Here is a 15,856-nt window from a genome sequence, read left to right on the forward strand (position 1 = left end):
TGCTTGAAACTGTGGAGATATGCAAAGCATGGCCAAGGACAAACTGCTACTGGTGGAAGATGAACGATCATTGACGGATGTGCTGGTTTACAATCTGGAACGGGATGGCTACGAAGTATTCGTCGCTCACGATGGGAAAGATGGATTGCGGAAAGCTCAGACCATTCTGCCCGATGCCGTTATTCTTGACCTGATGCTGCCTGGAATGAGTGGCCTGGATGTCTGCAAGGAATTGAAATCATCGAATAAAACCTCTTCCATACCCGTATTGATGCTGACCTCCAAATCGGAAGAATCGGATCAGATCGTAGGCTTTGCCGTGGGGGCCGATGACTATGTCACCAAGCCCTTCAGTACCAAAGTACTGTTACAGCGCATCAAGGCGTTATTACGCCGAAAATCTCTGCCTGAATCGGTAGATAACGATTTTCTGGCCTTTGGAAAAATCAAAATTGACAAGCGCAGCCACAAGGTGTTGCATGGCCACCATACCCTGGCCCTGACTCCGACAGAATTCCGGCTGCTGGAGACATTGATCAGGCAACCTGGAAGGGCCTTCACCCGCCATGACCTGATGGATTCTGCCATTGGTGATGGGGCGATTGTTCTGGAAAGAACTATTGATGTGCATGTGAAATCATTAAGACGCAAATTGGGTTCTGCAGGTGATTTCATTGAAACCGTTCGAGGGATTGGGTACCGGCTCAAAGAATCTCCAACCTGAGGTTCTTTAACATTAGCTTGTGCTGTGTCATAAATGGCAATATGATAGGGTCGTAAGGGCTGAATACAGCACAACCCTAGTCTGCTACGGGAATTGCGCTTTTCACAGAATCTATTCTCCTTTACAATCGAACTCAACTATTCATACGTCTGTATGGTAGGGGCACGTTCTAGCCACCAGATAGCTACCTGTACGACGAAGGAGTTAAGAATGCCCGCACCGAATAAGTCCAAGCAACCCAAGAAGTTGGACAAATCCAATAAGGGCGAAGCTCCAAAGAAAAAGAAAGGTAGTTCCAGCAGTCTTCTGATCATCCTTTCAGTAGTTGGTGTTGTTGTCCTGCTCGGAGTGGGTATTACTATTTTCATGCTGATGTCGGGTGGTGAAAAACCACCGCTTTCTGGTCCAACAGGCAAACAGACTGCCAATAATCAGCCACAATCAGGCAGTTCAGAAGAAGGCACGGGCACTGCACAGCCTGATGTTGCTGAACTGACCACTAAGGCTTCTGAACTAGCTGATTCCCTGGCAGATGTTGCCAAGGCGGAAGAAGCTGGCAAGAAACTGCGTGAGCTTCTCGAGAGCGACGTGGTGAACAAGATTCAAGGTGGCAAGAATGCCCTGCTGAATGCCATTAAAGATAAAGCTCTGGCAGGAAACGCAGGGGCCAGACAGTTCATCAAAGCACTGTCGAAAGACAGCTCCAATGCAACGTTGGCACAGGCAGCACTCAGAATTTATGAAGACTCATTGAAGCAGGCAGGCGAGAAAGATGATGCAGCCATGTCGACTTCTGTCGGCGAAGAACCAACCAATTATCTGCCTAACCGGGTGGATGTTGTCTTTCATATGAACCTGAACAAATTCCTTGACAGTGAATACAACAAAGGTCTTTTTGCAACGGGTGCGTTCAAGAAAGAAGATATTGATAAACGGATTGGCATGCCTGCCAACATGATCGAACAGGTAGTTCTGGGTGGCATCAAGGATTACAACCAGGTGGTGGGAGTTATCCGAACTACTTCCCCATACAACTGGGATGATGTTAAGAAAACCATCCAACTTAGTGAATCAGGGAATACCATCAAAGGTAAAACCTATTACATCGGCAAAATTGATTTCATGACCGAATTTCTAGGTCAACGCATTCCCGGATTGGATGCACTGAAAGACAAGGCGGCATTCTGGCGAGTAGATGTCAAAACACTCGTATATGCAGATGAAGTGACCATGAAGGATCTGCTCGAGAATCCACCTACAGTTGAAAAAAATCTGGATCCACCAACAACGGCAGCTTTGCCTGGTGCTTCCGGTGGTAATGGTGCACCACCCGATGGGCCAACGAGTGGTGGTATTTCAGTCGGGGGGCTTGGTGGTGCTGAAGGCGGGACAAACGTTTCGGGTGGCACTGGTGCGCCTTCTGCATTGGGGGGAGGGGCATCCCAAAAACCTAATGAAGGTGCAAGTGCAGGATCAGTCAATCTTCCGGATTCATCTCGTGTTGAGAGATATCGTACACTTGATGGAAAGATGCGTCGTCTTATCAAATATACCGAGGATACAAAGATTGAATCGTTATGCCTTTTTGCAGACAAGGCAACATCCAAATTTCCTATTCTCGTTGAATACATGTTTTATCTGAATCGCCTTCCCTCTGTGCGAAATAAAGAGATTGACACGTTGGCTGTCGCGTTACCAGCTGTCACAGGCTCACCTTCATTACGAGTAGGAGTTGCGTGCAAAGGCAGAAGTGTTGTTCGTGAAATCACGAATGATATTGAAAAGCTCTTGACATCAATTGCCAAGGATGATCTGCATGATATTTTTGGCTTTGACTTCAAATTGAAGCAGGTTGCTGGATTTACAGAAGATCAGCAGGCTTCGATAGGTGGTGGTATTGGCGGTCAAACTGGCGGAACATTTGGCAGAAGTACCTTAGGTGGAAAAGGCGGCATGGCTCCTGGACCTGGCGGTGGTGCGGGTGCACCTGGTGCGACATCGAGTTCAGGTGGTGGAAACGCTCAAGGTATCACTGGTGGTGGATTTGGAACTGGATTAGCTTCAGAAGGAAATAGTCCTCCAACAAATCTCGGTCAACAAGGCAGACCTGGTGCGCAACAGGTTTCTACCGCAACTGATACTGAACCATCAGGCAGCCTCTCTATCGAACGTTCTGAAGAATACATCATCATTACTGCAACGGTGAAAAGCTCATTATCTGACTTTACCCAAAAACATATGAAGGGTTGGATGCAGCAGATTCGAGGCAAGCAGGAAATTACCAGTGGTAAATTCAAGTATGGTGACCTGGCAGCGAGTCTTAACTACCTCAAAGATGATTTGAAAAACAATAAACGCCCAGTTGTATTCCCCTTTGGCGCTCATCCACGTACTTTCGATGCAGAACGAGGCCCACGTCCTTACCCTGCTCACGAACGGGTCAGCTTCTTCAGGGAACTGTTGCCTTACCTCGGAGATGATAGGTATTTCAGCATGCGGGAGAGCATCGATCCAGAACGCTCCTGGCGTACTCCTTCGAATTTGGAAATGGCACGCATTGTTGTGCCGCACTTCCTGAATCCTTCTGCAGGCACTTCTTCCATATACGTTAATATGCATGGAATCGATCAGCCACTGGCTGCAACGCATTTTGTCGGCATGGCTGGTGTCGGGCCAGATGCAGCATATCTTCCCAAGAGTGATCCTCGCGCCGGTATCTTCGGCTACGATCGCCAGACTTCTCCGGATGATGTTAAAGATGGCTTGTCCAATACCATCTTCATGATTGAAGCTGACAAAGCGCTGTTAGGTCCCTGGCTGGCGGGTGGTGGTTCCACCGTACGTGGCACGAGCCTGGCTGGCAATGATGTAGGCAAGCGTGGAGGCTTCTCATCCCCCAGCTACTCCGGCAAGCAGGGGGTATGGGTAATGATGGCTGATGGATCGACACGTTTCCTTTCCAAGGATGTTTCGCCTGAAGTCTTCAAGGCATTGTCAACCATGAATGGCGGAGATAGTGCTGGTGCCATTGATCTGATCGCAAGCAAGGTGACATTCGAAGTAGGTCCGCGAAGCGATGCTGGTACTCCAACTGCTACCACCAAGAAGAAACGTCTGGTGGAAGAAGAGGAAGCACCTGTCAAGAAGTAATTGATTCAACAACTCTCAGGCAGCTCTGGCTCACTAGCCAGAGCTGTTATTTTTTCCAGTGAAAGGCCAGCCCGCGATACCAGTCTGCACTGGCGCCTAACCAGCGGTTCCAGAACTTGTCTTGATGAAGTATCTGGCTCCATTTTTTCCGCATTAATTGACGGTAATTCTCGTCAGAGTAATCAATGGTTCGTGTTGCTGATTCATGATGGATCAGCTTTGCCTGCGGATTGATTATCACCTGATATCCCGCTTGCCTGAGACGCAGGCACAAATCAACGTCGTTATATGACGTTGGAAAAGTCTCAGTATCCAGACCGCCCTGCTCAAGGTAAAGCGATTTTCTTATGATCATGCAGGCGCCACTCACTGCAGAGACTTCACGCGAAAGCCTGCTGATTCCCCGATCCAGGCCATCATGCATGATGGCATCAGAAAGGTTCCGGGCCATAGCTTGTGATTCAAGCACGATGCCTGCGTGCTGGGTTCTGCCATCAGGGTAAATAAGCCAGGCGCCACAAGCCCCCACCTCGGGAAAACTGCACTGACTGACAAGAACATCAAGCCAGTCTGTGGAGAGCACTTCTACATCATCGTTCAGCAGCAGGAGGTACTCTCCCCGGGCATGCAGGGCAGCTTCGTTATTGAGTTTTGAATGATTGAACGGAATGTCCATCCTGATTATCTGGTCCGCTGGACATTGTTCCAGATAATCGAGTGTGTCGCTTTCAGTTGAGCCATTGTCTATCACGATGATTTCATAACGTGGGTATTGCGTAAGACTGCGAATGCTGTTCAGGCATTTGTAAAGCAGTTCAACATTGTTCCGCGTTGGAATCAGTATGGAAACCAGTGGCTTTTCTGTTTTCTGGTTGACATGATATGTACAGGCTCGTGGCCCATCTATGATCTCGCATGTCTGGTTTCTTCTTCGAATCGATTCTTCAATAATCTGGCGACCTGTTTCGTGGCATCGTCGATTTATTTCAGCTCGCGAGGATAGGCCTCCTGTTCTCCAGTGATAATAGATTCCAGGAACATGAACGACGCGACAGCCGGGCTTATCGGTAATGCGTACTGCCAGTTCCCAATCCTGCGAGCCATCAAATTCGCTTCGGCACCACTCTTGGTTAACGAAGGCACGGCGATACATGCACAGGTGACCAAAGTACATCATGCCACGCAGCAGCCAGGGCGACCAACCAGGTTTGAAGAATGGTTCCGATCGCCTGCCACAGGCATCAATACGGTCTTCGTCGGTGTAAAAAACGTCGCCTGATGAGTTCTGGGCAGCACATGCCAGTGCCTGTAATGCCTGGGGGTGCAATGCATCATCCTGATCCAGGAAGGCGATGTATTCGCCGGTCGCCAGGTTGATGCCAGCATTGGTAGCCTGCGATATTCCCTGGTTGTAATCGCTGTTTACCAGTTTGATGTTCGGATATCGATGGGTGAGTTCAGTGAGTTCATCCAAGAGACAGGGATTGGCGCTTCCATCATCGCTGATGCACAATTCCCAATGGGAATAGGTCTGCTTTAATACAGAATCAATGGCCTGATGCAGATGATCCAACCGCGGCCTGAATATGGGGATGACAATCGAAATGAGTGGCTGTTCGATTGGCATCGGCATTGAATGCAGATCATGTTCACGCAACCAATGCTGGTACTCGCGCTGTGTACCCGAAAAGTCTGACGATAACTCAGGATCATCCTGCAGAGTAAAGCGGTCAACGATTAATCTTGAAAAATATTGGGCTTGTTGCCCGAATGAGTCGATGGCGCGAATTTCCAGCGTATACTCGCCATCTTTGAATTGCTTAGGATCAGGGCAAAGTCGAAAGCCCGGTGATTGTTTCTGCTGAAAATGAGGGAATGTTTGAAAGACATCAGGCCTGGGAATATCGCAAGTGGTTTGAGCGATCAACTGGTTATCCACCCAGCCTTCGATCTTTACAGGGCCAGCGGTGCTTGAATAGGCCCAGCCCGTGATCGAACCGCAGCCGGTCAAACGCGGTTCACCATCCAAGGCAAGCAGAATGGGTGTCTGGTGAAATTTCCAGCGCCGGTACAAGGCCCTGCTGCTTCGCCAGGAATGAGACAAGGTCTTGAACAGCTTGCCTGATGGCCTGGCATGAGGATCACTTCCTGCCCAACTGCGATAGAGTTGCCGAACTCCTGATTTTGCCCACCGGTTGAGCATCAGGCAACCTCGCGCTGATAGCCACGACTGAGTGATTCAAAATGCCACAACCTGGCAAATGGCGTTATCACCACTTGCTTACCAGTCTGCCGAACACGTTCGCAGAGAGTAACGTCGTTGTGAGTGATGGGGTAGGCAGGATCAAAACCACCTACCGAATAAAACAGGAACCGTGGTATCATCAGGCAGGCGCCGGTGACTGCGGGAACACTGCGGATGCGGCGAAGTTCATGATTTTCACCGGGATAATGATCCGGTTGATGACGGTGAACATGTATCCATTCTCCCTGCGGGCCCGTTGGAAACATCCCGGCATGTTGAATGGTTCGGTCAGGATACAACAGCGTTGCACCTGCAATACCAACACGCTGATCGCCTATGATTTCCAGCATCGCTTCCAGCCACGCGGGCTGCATGGCCATCACATCATTATTGAGAAACAGAAGAACCGAACGGGTAGAAGCGGTGGCTCCGCTATTGCAAAGGGTAGAGTAGTTGAAGGGTTGATCTTCACGAATGACTCTGACGTTGCGATTCAGTAAACAGGTTTCGATGAATTTGTGCGTGCGATGTTCTGCACTGCCATTATCCACCAGGATCAACTCAGCGCGTGGCACCGTGCGATAGAGCGGCAATACGCACCGTTCCAGCAATTCTGGCTGGTCACGAAATGGAATGATAATGCTGACATCATCAGCGGTGTAAATCTGATCGGTACGGGGTGAAAAGGCAGTAAAGGGAAGTTGGTCGGAGGGCTTAATAGGAGGTTCGGCCGGCGTTTCCTCGCGCTTGACACACTTTTTGAGGTTGGAGGTGAGCCGAGTCAGCCCTTGAAAGAGAGGCCACCAGCGTGAGCCTTGAATGGATTTCAGTTCATCCTGATATCGTTCTGCCCGGTCGAATTCGTGTTTATAACGCTGGTTCAGTTCATGAACGAGCGTATCAGCATGCATATCTTCGCGACTGCCTTGTCGCATGGCGTAATTCCTGTCATCCTTAACACAATACCAAGTATGAGGATGGCGAAAGCCAATGTCAAGAGATGCTGGCAATATCTGCCAATCTGATTAAGATTTCTGAGACTCGATGGGAGTAATATCTTGGCTTCAGCAACACTGTCTCAGAATCTGAAAAAACTCAAGCTACCCTTGGCATTTGGCCTTCTGCGGTTGTGTACCGATGAGAGTATTTCACGAGACGATGCTGTCACGATCATTCATCGCGCCCTCGATGCAGGCATCAGGTTGATTGATACCGCCGATGCTTATTGTCTGAACCACAAGGATTTTCATGCCGGTGAACTGCTGGCAAAAGATGCGGTGAATACCTGGAAAGGGCCTCGCAAAGAAGTCATCATTTTCACGAAGGCTGGCATGACCAGGCCCAAGGGCAAGTGGGTGCCTGATGGCAGTCCGGAGCATCTCAGAAAGACCGTTGATGAAAGCCTGCTCGCTTTGGGTGTTGACCGTATCGACGTATTGCAACTGCACGTACATGATACCAGGGTGCCTTTTGAAGAAACATTGACGGCGCTGGCGGAACTGCAGAAACAAGGCAAGGTTCATCATCTGGGGTTATGCAATACCACGACAGCTGAAATCAAGCAGGCAAGTCGTCACTTTACGGTAGCAGTCATCCAGAATGAACTGAGTGTGTTAGCGAGGAAAAGCGCAACCGATGGCACTTTGGCATTTGCACAAGAGCAGGGCATCCCATTCCTGGCCTATCGTCCTCTCGGCGGAATTGCGAAAGTGGAAAAACTGTCGACGAACAAGAGTCTCTTACCCCTGGCGAAAAAACACCATGTCACACCACAGCAACTGGCGATAGCTGCCGTAGAGCAGGCGGGTGATCTGGTATTTCCATTGATTGGGACGACTCAGCCCAATCACCTGAAACAGTCTGTTGCATCTCTGCAAATCAAACTGGATAGCGAAGATCGTTCGGTGTTGGATGCCAAATTTTCATTTGCATCAGCCAATCCAGCTAAATCAACAGCTTCTGGCAGTTCTGGTGCCGCAAAGAAAAAAGCAGCCAAAGGTGCCGAGGTCGTCATCCTGATGGGTATTCAGGGTGCAGGGAAATCAGAACTGGTAGCAAGTTATCGAAAGCAGGGTTACGAGCGTTTGAACCGCGATGACGTTGGCGGCAAGCTGGATGACCTGGTGCCTCGGATGGTGGAGCTGTTGGAGAACGGTAAAACAAAAATCGTTCTGGATAATACTTACCCCACCCGAATGTCACGTGAACCGGTTGTTTCCGCAGCAAGGGAAATGGGAGCAACGGTGCGGTGCAGGTTTCTCAATACACCCATTCACGAAGCTAGAATCAATGTTGTCCACCGCATGTTGCAGCGTTATGGTCAGAACCTGGGGCCTGACGAAATGAAGGCCTATGCCAAAACCGATAACAACCTTCCACCGCCTGCTGCCTTGAAGCGATGGGCAGACAGCTTTGAAATGCCAAACGAAGATGAGGGCTTTGCCAGTGTGGAGGTGATTCCCTTTACCCGGCGTGCCGACGCAAAACAATCCAAGAAAGGACTTCTCCTCGATGTCGATGGCACCATCAGGATCACCAAGAGCGGTGAGAAATACCCTCGGCATCCTGATGATGTCGAATTGATACCAGGGCGACGAGAAAAACTGGAGCACTGGATTAAGCAGGACTACCAGCTCTTTTTTGTCTCCAATCAAAGTGGTGTTGCGTCAGGCAAGGTAGAAAAAGAAGTGGTGGAGGCTGCATTTCAAAAGACGATCAAGCTGCTGGGTTTACCTGTAGTGGATGTGGCTTATTGCCCTCATCCAGCATTCCCCGTGGGTTGTTTCTGCAGAAAGCCTTTCCCAGGCATGGGTGTTTACCTGATGCAGAAACACCAGTTAGCTCGCGAACACCTGGTGGTAGTAGGCGATTTGAAGAGTGATGAAGACTTTGCAGCGGGTATCGGTGCACGGTTTGTGCATGCCGATGAATTCTTTTCCAACTGATTACTTATCCCGCAAGGCCTGGTAAATAGCAGTACTGATGGCAGCGGGATCGCCATATCCACAGTTAGTCATCACCACAACGCCATGCTTCTGTTTGGGATAGACCACCAGCCGCGTGGTTGTTTCCCCCTGCTTGCCCCCATGCGATAGCCGTAGGCCATTCTGATCATCTACCCCAAACCCGAGCCCGTGACCAGTCAGCTTGCCATCGTTGGTTTTCTGCCTGGTGTTCATCATGGAATCGGTGGATGCTGAAATCAATTCCTGGTTTAATACTGCACGAGCCCAGATTGCAAAGTCTCTGATGTTCGATTTGTATCCACCCGCACCATGCTTCCAATAATGTGCTTCATCACCAAGACGAGTAGGCTTGTCTTCGGCAGTAGCTCGGTTATAGCCTGCCGCCCAGTAAGGTTGCTGTTGATACGGCATATCCAACTGAAAGCTTTTCATGCCCAGTGGTTTGATGATGCGTTGGACGAGTTGATCCTGAATTGGCTGCTTGCCCGCATTCTGCACCACGGCGCTGGCCAGTATGTAGGCATACGAAGAGTAAAGAAATTTCTCACCTGGCTTATGCAGCAGGGGTGTACGATTGAAGACGTTTAGCGAATTGACCGGGTTCAGCAAAGGCAGGGGTGTGTCGTATTTCTTGTTGGTAGGCAGAACTCTTCCATAATGTTGAATCCCACTTTGATGACACAGCAGATGCCGCATGGTGATGATGCCGTCTTTTTCAGGAAACTCCGGCACATATTTTTTGATATCGCAGTCCAGATCGAGCTTGCCCTTTTCGACCAGTTGCATGGCAGCCAAAGCGCACAATGGCTTTGAATTGGAAGCCCAGTTGAACACCGTATCAACGGTCACCGGTATCTGCGATTCCCGGTCGGCCAGGCCAAAGCCTTTCAGGTAAACGATTTCCCCCTTCTGCAGGATGCCGATGGCTACGCCAACCAGTCCCTGTTTCTCGATCTGTGCAATCACTGCTTGATCGACTTTTTTAGCTTGCTCTGGTTTAAGACGTTCTTTTGATTGTGCTGGCGAACTTTGAACCTGAATTAAACACAACACAACAATGAAAGCCATCTGAAAACGCTTCACACCAATCCCCTCTGAAATGTAGTTTCATTACTGACAGTGCATTCAAGATAAGATACCATGCCCTTCGTATGACTAGCAACTGTCAACAGGAGTACATCGGTGATTCGTTTTTCTCTCAGCTGCATCTTGATGTTCAGCTTTTCCTGCGTGGTAATTTCTCAGGACAGACCAGGGAAGATTGCGACAGCTAAAGAAGTAGATGTCAAAAATCCCTTTACATCGTTAAAGCTGCGCTCCATCGGGCCAGCGCTGATGTCAGGCCGCGTGGTGGGGTTGGCAGTCCATCCGGAGAATCGAGCAGTTTACTATGCTGCTGTAGCCTGTGGCGGTGTCTGGAAAACAGAAAATGCTGGTACTTCCTGGAAGCCCATTTTTGATAACGAAAATTCCTACTCCATCGGTTGCATTACGCTTGATCCACAGAACCCGAACACAGTCTGGGTAGGCACGGGCGAAAACAACAGTCAGCGCAGCGTGGGATATGGCGATGGCGTTTACAAATCCATCGACGCTGGCCGCACCTGGACCAACATGGGGCTGAAAACCTCTGAACATATTGCCAAGATTCATATCGATCCACGCGATTCCAATGTGGTGCTGGTTGCTGCCCAGGGGCCGCTCTGGACTTCAGGTGGTGATCGCGGCTTGTATAAGACTAAGGACGGCGGCAAAACCTGGGAGAATATCCTTCGCATCAGCGAGAATGCAGGTATCACTGATTTTGTCGTTGACCCGCGAAATCCCGATGTGATCGTAGCTGCATCCTACCAGCGTCGTCGCCATGTGTGGACCCTGGTCAATGGCGGACCTGATTCTGCCATTCATCGCACCACCGATGGTGGAAAGACCTGGACTAAAGTTCGTTCTGGATTGCCAACCTCGGAACTGGGAAGAATCGGCCTGGCAATCTCCCCCAGCGACCCTGATGTGCTCTACAGCACCATCGAAGCAGCTGAAAAACAGGGTGGAGTCTTCCGTTCACTGGATCGAGGCATCACCTGGGAGAAGCGAAATTCCTTTGATGAGCAAGCTCAGTATTATGCACACCTGGTTGTCGATCCAGTTGACAAGAATCGCATCTATATCATGAACGTGCTGATTCAAGTGTCAGACGATGGTGGCAAAACTCTCCGCTCCATGACAGAACGCTGGAAACATGTCGATAACCATTCATTGTGGATCGATCCCAAACAGCCAAATTATTATCTCGTCGGTTGCGATGGTGGCATTTACGAGAGCTTTGATCGGGCAGCCAACTGGAAGTTCATCAGCAACCTGCCCATCACCCAGTTTTATGATGTAACCTGCGAACAGGTCGATTCACCCTTCTACCGTGTGTATGGCGGCACGCAGGATAACAACACGCTGGGCGGCCCGGCTCGCACCATGAGTGTGCATGGCATCACCAACAGCGACTGGACAGTGCTGGTGGGTGGCGATGGCTTTCATTGCAAGGTCGATCCGAAAGACCCCAACATTGTTTATGCAGAATTTCAGTATGGCGGATTGTTCCGTTACGATTGGCGGACCAGTCAGCGTGTCTTCATTCAGCCTCAGCCCGGGGCTGGCGAGCCAAGCTTGCGCTGGAACTGGGATTCACCACTGATGATCAGTCCTCACAGTAATACACGTATTTATTTTGCAGCCAACAAGCTATTTCGCAGTGATGATCGTGGCGACAGTTGGAAAGCCATTTCGGGCGATCTGACTCGACAGCTTGATCGCGATCAACTCAAGGTATTCGGTAAAATCCTGCCACCTGAAACGGTTTCCAAGCACGTATCAACATCGCTCTATGGCAATATCACAGCGCTTGCTGAATCTCCCAAGAAAGAAGGGCTGATTTACGTCGGCACCGATGATGGTTTGATTCAGATTACCCAGGATGGTGGTGCAAGCTGGAGCAAAGTAGATCAGTTTCAGGGAGTGCCAGCCATGACCTATGTCGCCAGGCTGGCAGCATCACAGCATGATGCAAGCACCGTCTATGCCGCTTTCGACAATCACAAACAGGGTGACTTTGCACCCTATTTGCTGAAGAGTATCGATGCAGGTAAAACGTGGGTCGCTGTGACAGGTGATTTGCCGACGCGTGGAAGCGTACTGGCCTTTGCCGAGGATCATGTCGATCCCAAGCTGCTCTTTGCAGGTACCGAGTTTGGTCTCTATTTCAGCCAGGATGGCGGTCATCATTGGCATCGGTTGAAAAGTGGACTACCTACCATCGCTGTGAGGGATTTGTGTATTCAACAACCCATGAACGATCTGCTGGTGGGAACCTTCGGCAGAGGATTCTACATTCTTGATGACTATTCCCCGCTGCGAACTGCAGCTTCCGAATTGGAGAAACCTGCAGCGCTTCTGCCCATCCGCGATGGTTTTCTGTACATGCAGACAACCCAGTATGGCGGTCGAGGCAAAGCCTCGCTGGGTGAAGATTTCTACACAGCACAAAACCCTGATTTCGGTATGACCTTTACCTATCACCTGAAAGAAGGCACGAAATCCATCAAGCAGTTGCGTAAAGATAAAGCCAAAAAGGATGACACTTTCTACCCCAAGATGGAGGAACTGCGGGCTGAAGAAGAAGAGGAGGCTGCAGCAGTAATAATCACCATTCATGATGCTCAGGGTAAACCCATCAGGCATATCAATGCGCCAGCCGGTGCCGGGCTGCATCGGGTCAATTGGGATTTCCGACGGGCCGCTGCTACGGCACCGCGGGCCAGTTCAGGGGATGAGGGTGAAGAAACATTCCGCGGTCCGCCTGGCGGTCCCTTGGTTCAGCCTGGCGATTATCAGGTATCGCTGGCATTGAAAACACAGGGGCAACTGAAACCACTGATAGGCCCTACGAATTTCAAAGTGAAATACGTTGGCGCTATGCCGCTTCCCGTGGACGAGAGGAATCAGCTCGAAACGTTCCAGCAGAGTGTAATTGCCTTGCAGAAAGAGCTGACCGCAGTGCAGGGACTTTCCAGCGAAGCCACCACGAAACTGGAAGCTATCAAAGCTGTTCTGGATACTTTTCCCGCTGCATCAGCTGAATCCAGGCAGAAGGTGCGAAACATCCTGGCCGAGCATCGCAAAATGCTCAGATTACTCAACGGCGATGGCTTCCTGCGCAGCCGCAATGAAAATGCTCCGACATCCATTGCAGAACGGGTAGGCTTTGCTGCTGGTGCCACACGTAGCATCATTTACAAGCCAACCGGCACACAGAAAGAACAGTATGAGATTGCCCGAAAAGAATTGGAAGCTGTAGGCAAGGAAGTGCGTGAGCGATTACAGGTTGAGGTCAAAGCTCTCGAAACTTATCTTGAACAGATCGGTGCTCCCTGGACTCCAGGAAGAATGAAGTAATAAAAACAACAAGCCGACAGGTTTCCCTGTCGGCTTGTTCATTGATGATTCATACACATTAGCGGTTGCTGGCAGTACGAATATCATTCAGGCTGCTGAATTCTTCTCGAATATCAGCGCCTGCTTTCACCAGTACCGTCTTCGTTTCACTCTGAACTACGCCATCACGAATCACTTCGGCTTTCATGACATAGCGGTATTCCTGGCCGTTATCGAGGTCGGGAGTCATGAAAGTACGGATTGATTTATCGATAGTACGTGTCAGTTGGCCATCCACATACAGCTTGGCATCAGCAGGCAAGGAAATGGAAACCTTGGCTGGTGCTGCTGCATCGGGTTTCTTTTCAGGCTGAGCAGGTGTTTCATAGCTGGGAGTATAGGAGGAGGAGTGAACTGCTCCACCGCAACTGGAACCGCTGCAGCCATAGCAGCTGTGTCCACCCGTGCAACTACCGGTGTAATAATAGTACGAACCATGGCAACTGCCTGAACAGCTGGAGCCGTAGCAGCTGGAGCCATAGCAGGTGGAACCGTAGCACGAAGAATAGCCAGAGCAGGAGCCTTGGCAGCTGCCGTAACAACTACTGCCGTAGCATCCGCGACTGCCATAGCAACCGCCTGTGCAACTGGCGTATGAAGAGCCTTGGCAACCACCGTAACAACTGCGCTTGTGGCAGTCGATGGTGGTAGCTGGTGTGGATAAGGTGGCCATCAAGACCAGACTATACATGTGCATCCTCCAATATCATTCAGCTTGAGGCCCGACGTACCCCGCCGTGTTTCCCCAAACAATCGTTGGTACTCTAGAAATGTTAAATTGGGCAATATGGAGTTGCAATTGCTAATTAGCTAATTTAGCTGGATAATGAATCCAGACCTGTCGTAAAAGATGGTACAGCTTAACATCATGCCTGAATTCTGCTTATTGCATTTTGCGTAAGTCTATTTATTGAAACATGTTGCGAAATAATTGCGTGAACTTTCATACTGTCAAATGTGTCTAATGCATAAAGACTTCGTGACGAAGTCTTAATGAGTATTGTCATTTGCGTCAATCAATGACTATACTTTGAAGTATCCTCTCTTTGGCATCCTCTCTCTGCCTGACGTTTGAACAACCTGTCTTTTGCAGAGATGGAGCAATGAAACACGGCTATCTGATCGACATGGATGGGGTTCTCTACCGAGGTTCGGTATTGATACCCGGGGCAGATCAATTCATCCATCAACTTCGCGAACGTGACATTCCCTTTCGCTTTCTGACCAACAACAGCCAGCGAACACGGCTGGATGTCGTTGCCAAGCTGTCGCGCATGGGAATCATGATTGAAGAAGAGCATGTCTTTACCTGTGCGATGGCCACTGCACGCTACCTGGCTCAGCAAAAACCCAATGGCACTGCCTTTGTCATTGGCGAAGGCGGCTTGCTCAATGCCCTGCATATGAACGGCTATGCTGTTGTCGATCACGATCCGGACTATGTGGTGGTTGGAGAAGGTCGCACCTTCAATCTGGAATTGGTGGAGACTGCAGTCAGGCTCATCAGCAATGGCGCCAAGCTGATTGCCACCAATCTCGATCCGAGTTGCCCCACGCACAACGGCATCAGGCCTGGCTGCGGTGCCCTGGTAGCCTTACTCGAAACGGCAACCGGAGTGAAAGCATTCAGCGTTGGCAAACCCAGCCCGATCATGATGCGAGCTGCTCGAAAGGAGCTAGGGTTGACCACGGATGAAACCACGATGATCGGCGACACGATGGAAACCGATATTCTCGGCGGAGTGCAACTCGGTTTTCACACGGTATTGGTTCTCAGCGGTGGCACGCGGGAAGAAGACCTCGAGCGTTTTGCGTATCGCCCTGATATGGTGGTGGAATCACTGGCCTTTCTGGTGGAAGTGCTGGAAAGACACGATTGGATTCCACCCTGGCTGCACCAGCAGGAAAATGATACTCCGCCACCCCCAGTCAAACTGTCGCCACGGCGTTCGGTGAAGTATGCACTTTCTGCAGCGAGAAAGTAAACGAGGGGTGAGGGAAGTGGGGGCAGGGTTGAATTAACCTGCCTTGCCCTTTGTCGCCAATCCATACAGGAACAGCACGAGTACGCCGCCGCCAACGGCCAGTGCCATGCTGCGCAGATCAAATCCGGTAACATCACCAAAGCCAAGCAGCGTGCCGATGAAACCGCCGACCACGGCACCCACAATTCCAATGATGATGGTGACAATCAAGCCACCCGGATCTTTGCCGGGATTGAGAAACTTTGCGATCACACCTGCCAGTAAGCCGAAAACAATCCACAATACAATACCCATGATTGTC

The 15,856-nt window shown here is 50.2% G+C and carries 10 protein-coding genes; 5 read left to right on the forward strand and 5 right to left on the reverse strand.

Annotation, left to right across the window (positions count from 1 at the left end; genetic code table 11):
- Window positions 1–28: 28 nt before the first annotated feature.
- Together JNJ77_16855 and JNJ77_16860 are read left to right on the forward strand one after the other, a co-directional pair.
- Window positions 29–724 carry a response regulator gene (locus JNJ77_16855; protein MBL8824258.1) on the forward strand — a complete coding sequence of 232 codons (696 nt, stop codon included), beginning with the start codon at window positions 29–31 and terminating at the stop codon, window positions 722–724.
- Window positions 725–934: 210 nt separating this feature from the next.
- Window positions 935–3,874 carry a DUF1559 domain-containing protein gene (locus tag JNJ77_16860; GenBank protein MBL8824259.1) on the forward strand — a complete coding sequence of 980 codons (2,940 nt, stop codon included), beginning with the start codon at window positions 935–937 and terminating at the stop codon, window positions 3,872–3,874.
- Between the two features lie 46 nt (window positions 3,875–3,920).
- On the opposite strand, the gene JNJ77_16865 is transcribed toward JNJ77_16860, so the two are convergent.
- Complete coding sequence (locus tag JNJ77_16865) at window positions 3,921–6,077, reverse strand: glycosyltransferase family 2 protein (GenBank protein MBL8824260.1); 2,157 nt, start codon at window positions 6,075–6,077, stop codon at window positions 3,921–3,923.
- Window positions 6,077–7,054, reverse strand: coding sequence for a glycosyltransferase (locus JNJ77_16870; protein ID MBL8824261.1), 978 nt, complete (start codon window positions 7,052–7,054; stop codon window positions 6,077–6,079). The genes JNJ77_16865 and JNJ77_16870 overlap by 1 nt, the downstream gene beginning before the upstream one ends.
- A 120-nt stretch (window positions 7,055–7,174) precedes the next feature.
- Between JNJ77_16870 and JNJ77_16875 the strand changes: the two genes are divergently transcribed.
- Window positions 7,175–9,064 carry an HAD-IIIA family hydrolase gene (locus JNJ77_16875; protein MBL8824262.1) on the forward strand — a complete coding sequence of 630 codons (1,890 nt, stop codon included), beginning with the start codon at window positions 7,175–7,177 and terminating at the stop codon, window positions 9,062–9,064.
- Here the strand turns inward: JNJ77_16875 and JNJ77_16880 are convergent, their stop codons facing one another.
- Complete coding sequence (locus JNJ77_16880) at window positions 9,065–10,168, reverse strand: beta-lactamase family protein (protein ID MBL8824263.1); 1,104 nt, start codon at window positions 10,166–10,168, stop codon at window positions 9,065–9,067.
- A gap of 129 nt (window positions 10,169–10,297) precedes the next feature.
- On the opposite strand from JNJ77_16880, the gene JNJ77_16885 reads away from it, so the two are divergent.
- Window positions 10,298–13,531 carry a glycosyl hydrolase gene (locus tag JNJ77_16885; protein ID MBL8824264.1) on the forward strand — a complete coding sequence of 1,078 codons (3,234 nt, stop codon included), beginning with the start codon at window positions 10,298–10,300 and terminating at the stop codon, window positions 13,529–13,531.
- Window positions 13,532–13,589: 58 nt separating this feature from the next.
- Here the strand turns inward: JNJ77_16885 and JNJ77_16890 are convergent, their stop codons facing one another.
- Window positions 13,590–14,261, reverse strand: coding sequence for a TIGR03000 domain-containing protein (locus tag JNJ77_16890; protein MBL8824265.1), 672 nt, complete (start codon window positions 14,259–14,261; stop codon window positions 13,590–13,592).
- Window positions 14,262–14,673: 412 nt separating this feature from the next.
- Here JNJ77_16890 and JNJ77_16895 point away from each other — a divergent pair, with 412 nt between their 5' ends.
- The gene (locus JNJ77_16895; protein MBL8824266.1) at window positions 14,674–15,555 is read left to right on the forward strand and encodes a TIGR01457 family HAD-type hydrolase; all 882 of its coding nucleotides are present in this window, start codon (window positions 14,674–14,676) and stop codon (window positions 15,553–15,555) included.
- 33 nt (window positions 15,556–15,588) lie between these two features.
- On the opposite strand, the gene JNJ77_16900 is transcribed toward JNJ77_16895, so the two are convergent.
- Window positions 15,589–15,849, reverse strand: a complete 261-nt coding sequence (locus JNJ77_16900) for a GlsB/YeaQ/YmgE family stress response membrane protein (GenBank protein MBL8824267.1) — start codon at window positions 15,847–15,849, stop codon at window positions 15,589–15,591.
- Window positions 15,850–15,856: the final 7 nt, after the last annotated feature.

The organism is Planctomycetia bacterium (assembly GCA_016795155.1).
In the GTDB taxonomy this organism is placed as follows: domain Bacteria; phylum Planctomycetota; class Planctomycetia; order Gemmatales; family HRBIN36; genus JAEUIE01.

What these genes read in the sequence shown, in the direction of transcription:
- JNJ77_16870 (MBL8824261.1), bottom strand. Translation starts at nt 7,054, where the DNA reads ATGCGACAAGGCAGTCGCGAAGATATGCATGCTGATACGCTCGTTCAT.
- JNJ77_16895 (MBL8824266.1), top strand. Translation starts at nt 14,674, where the DNA reads ATGAAACACGGCTATCTGATCGACATGGATGGGGTTCTCTACCGAGGT.
- JNJ77_16860 (MBL8824259.1), top strand. Translation starts at nt 935, where the DNA reads ATGCCCGCACCGAATAAGTCCAAGCAACCCAAGAAGTTGGACAAATCC.
- JNJ77_16885 (MBL8824264.1), top strand. Translation starts at nt 10,298, where the DNA reads ATGTTCAGCTTTTCCTGCGTGGTAATTTCTCAGGACAGACCAGGGAAG.
- JNJ77_16855 (MBL8824258.1), top strand. Translation starts at nt 29, where the DNA reads ATGGCCAAGGACAAACTGCTACTGGTGGAAGATGAACGATCATTGACG.
- JNJ77_16865 (MBL8824260.1), bottom strand. Translation starts at nt 6,077, where the DNA reads ATGCTCAACCGGTGGGCAAAATCAGGAGTTCGGCAACTCTATCGCAGT.
- JNJ77_16890 (MBL8824265.1), bottom strand. Translation starts at nt 14,261, where the DNA reads ATGTATAGTCTGGTCTTGATGGCCACCTTATCCACACCAGCTACCACC.
- JNJ77_16900 (MBL8824267.1), bottom strand. Translation starts at nt 15,849, where the DNA reads ATGGGTATTGTATTGTGGATTGTTTTCGGCTTACTGGCAGGTGTGATC.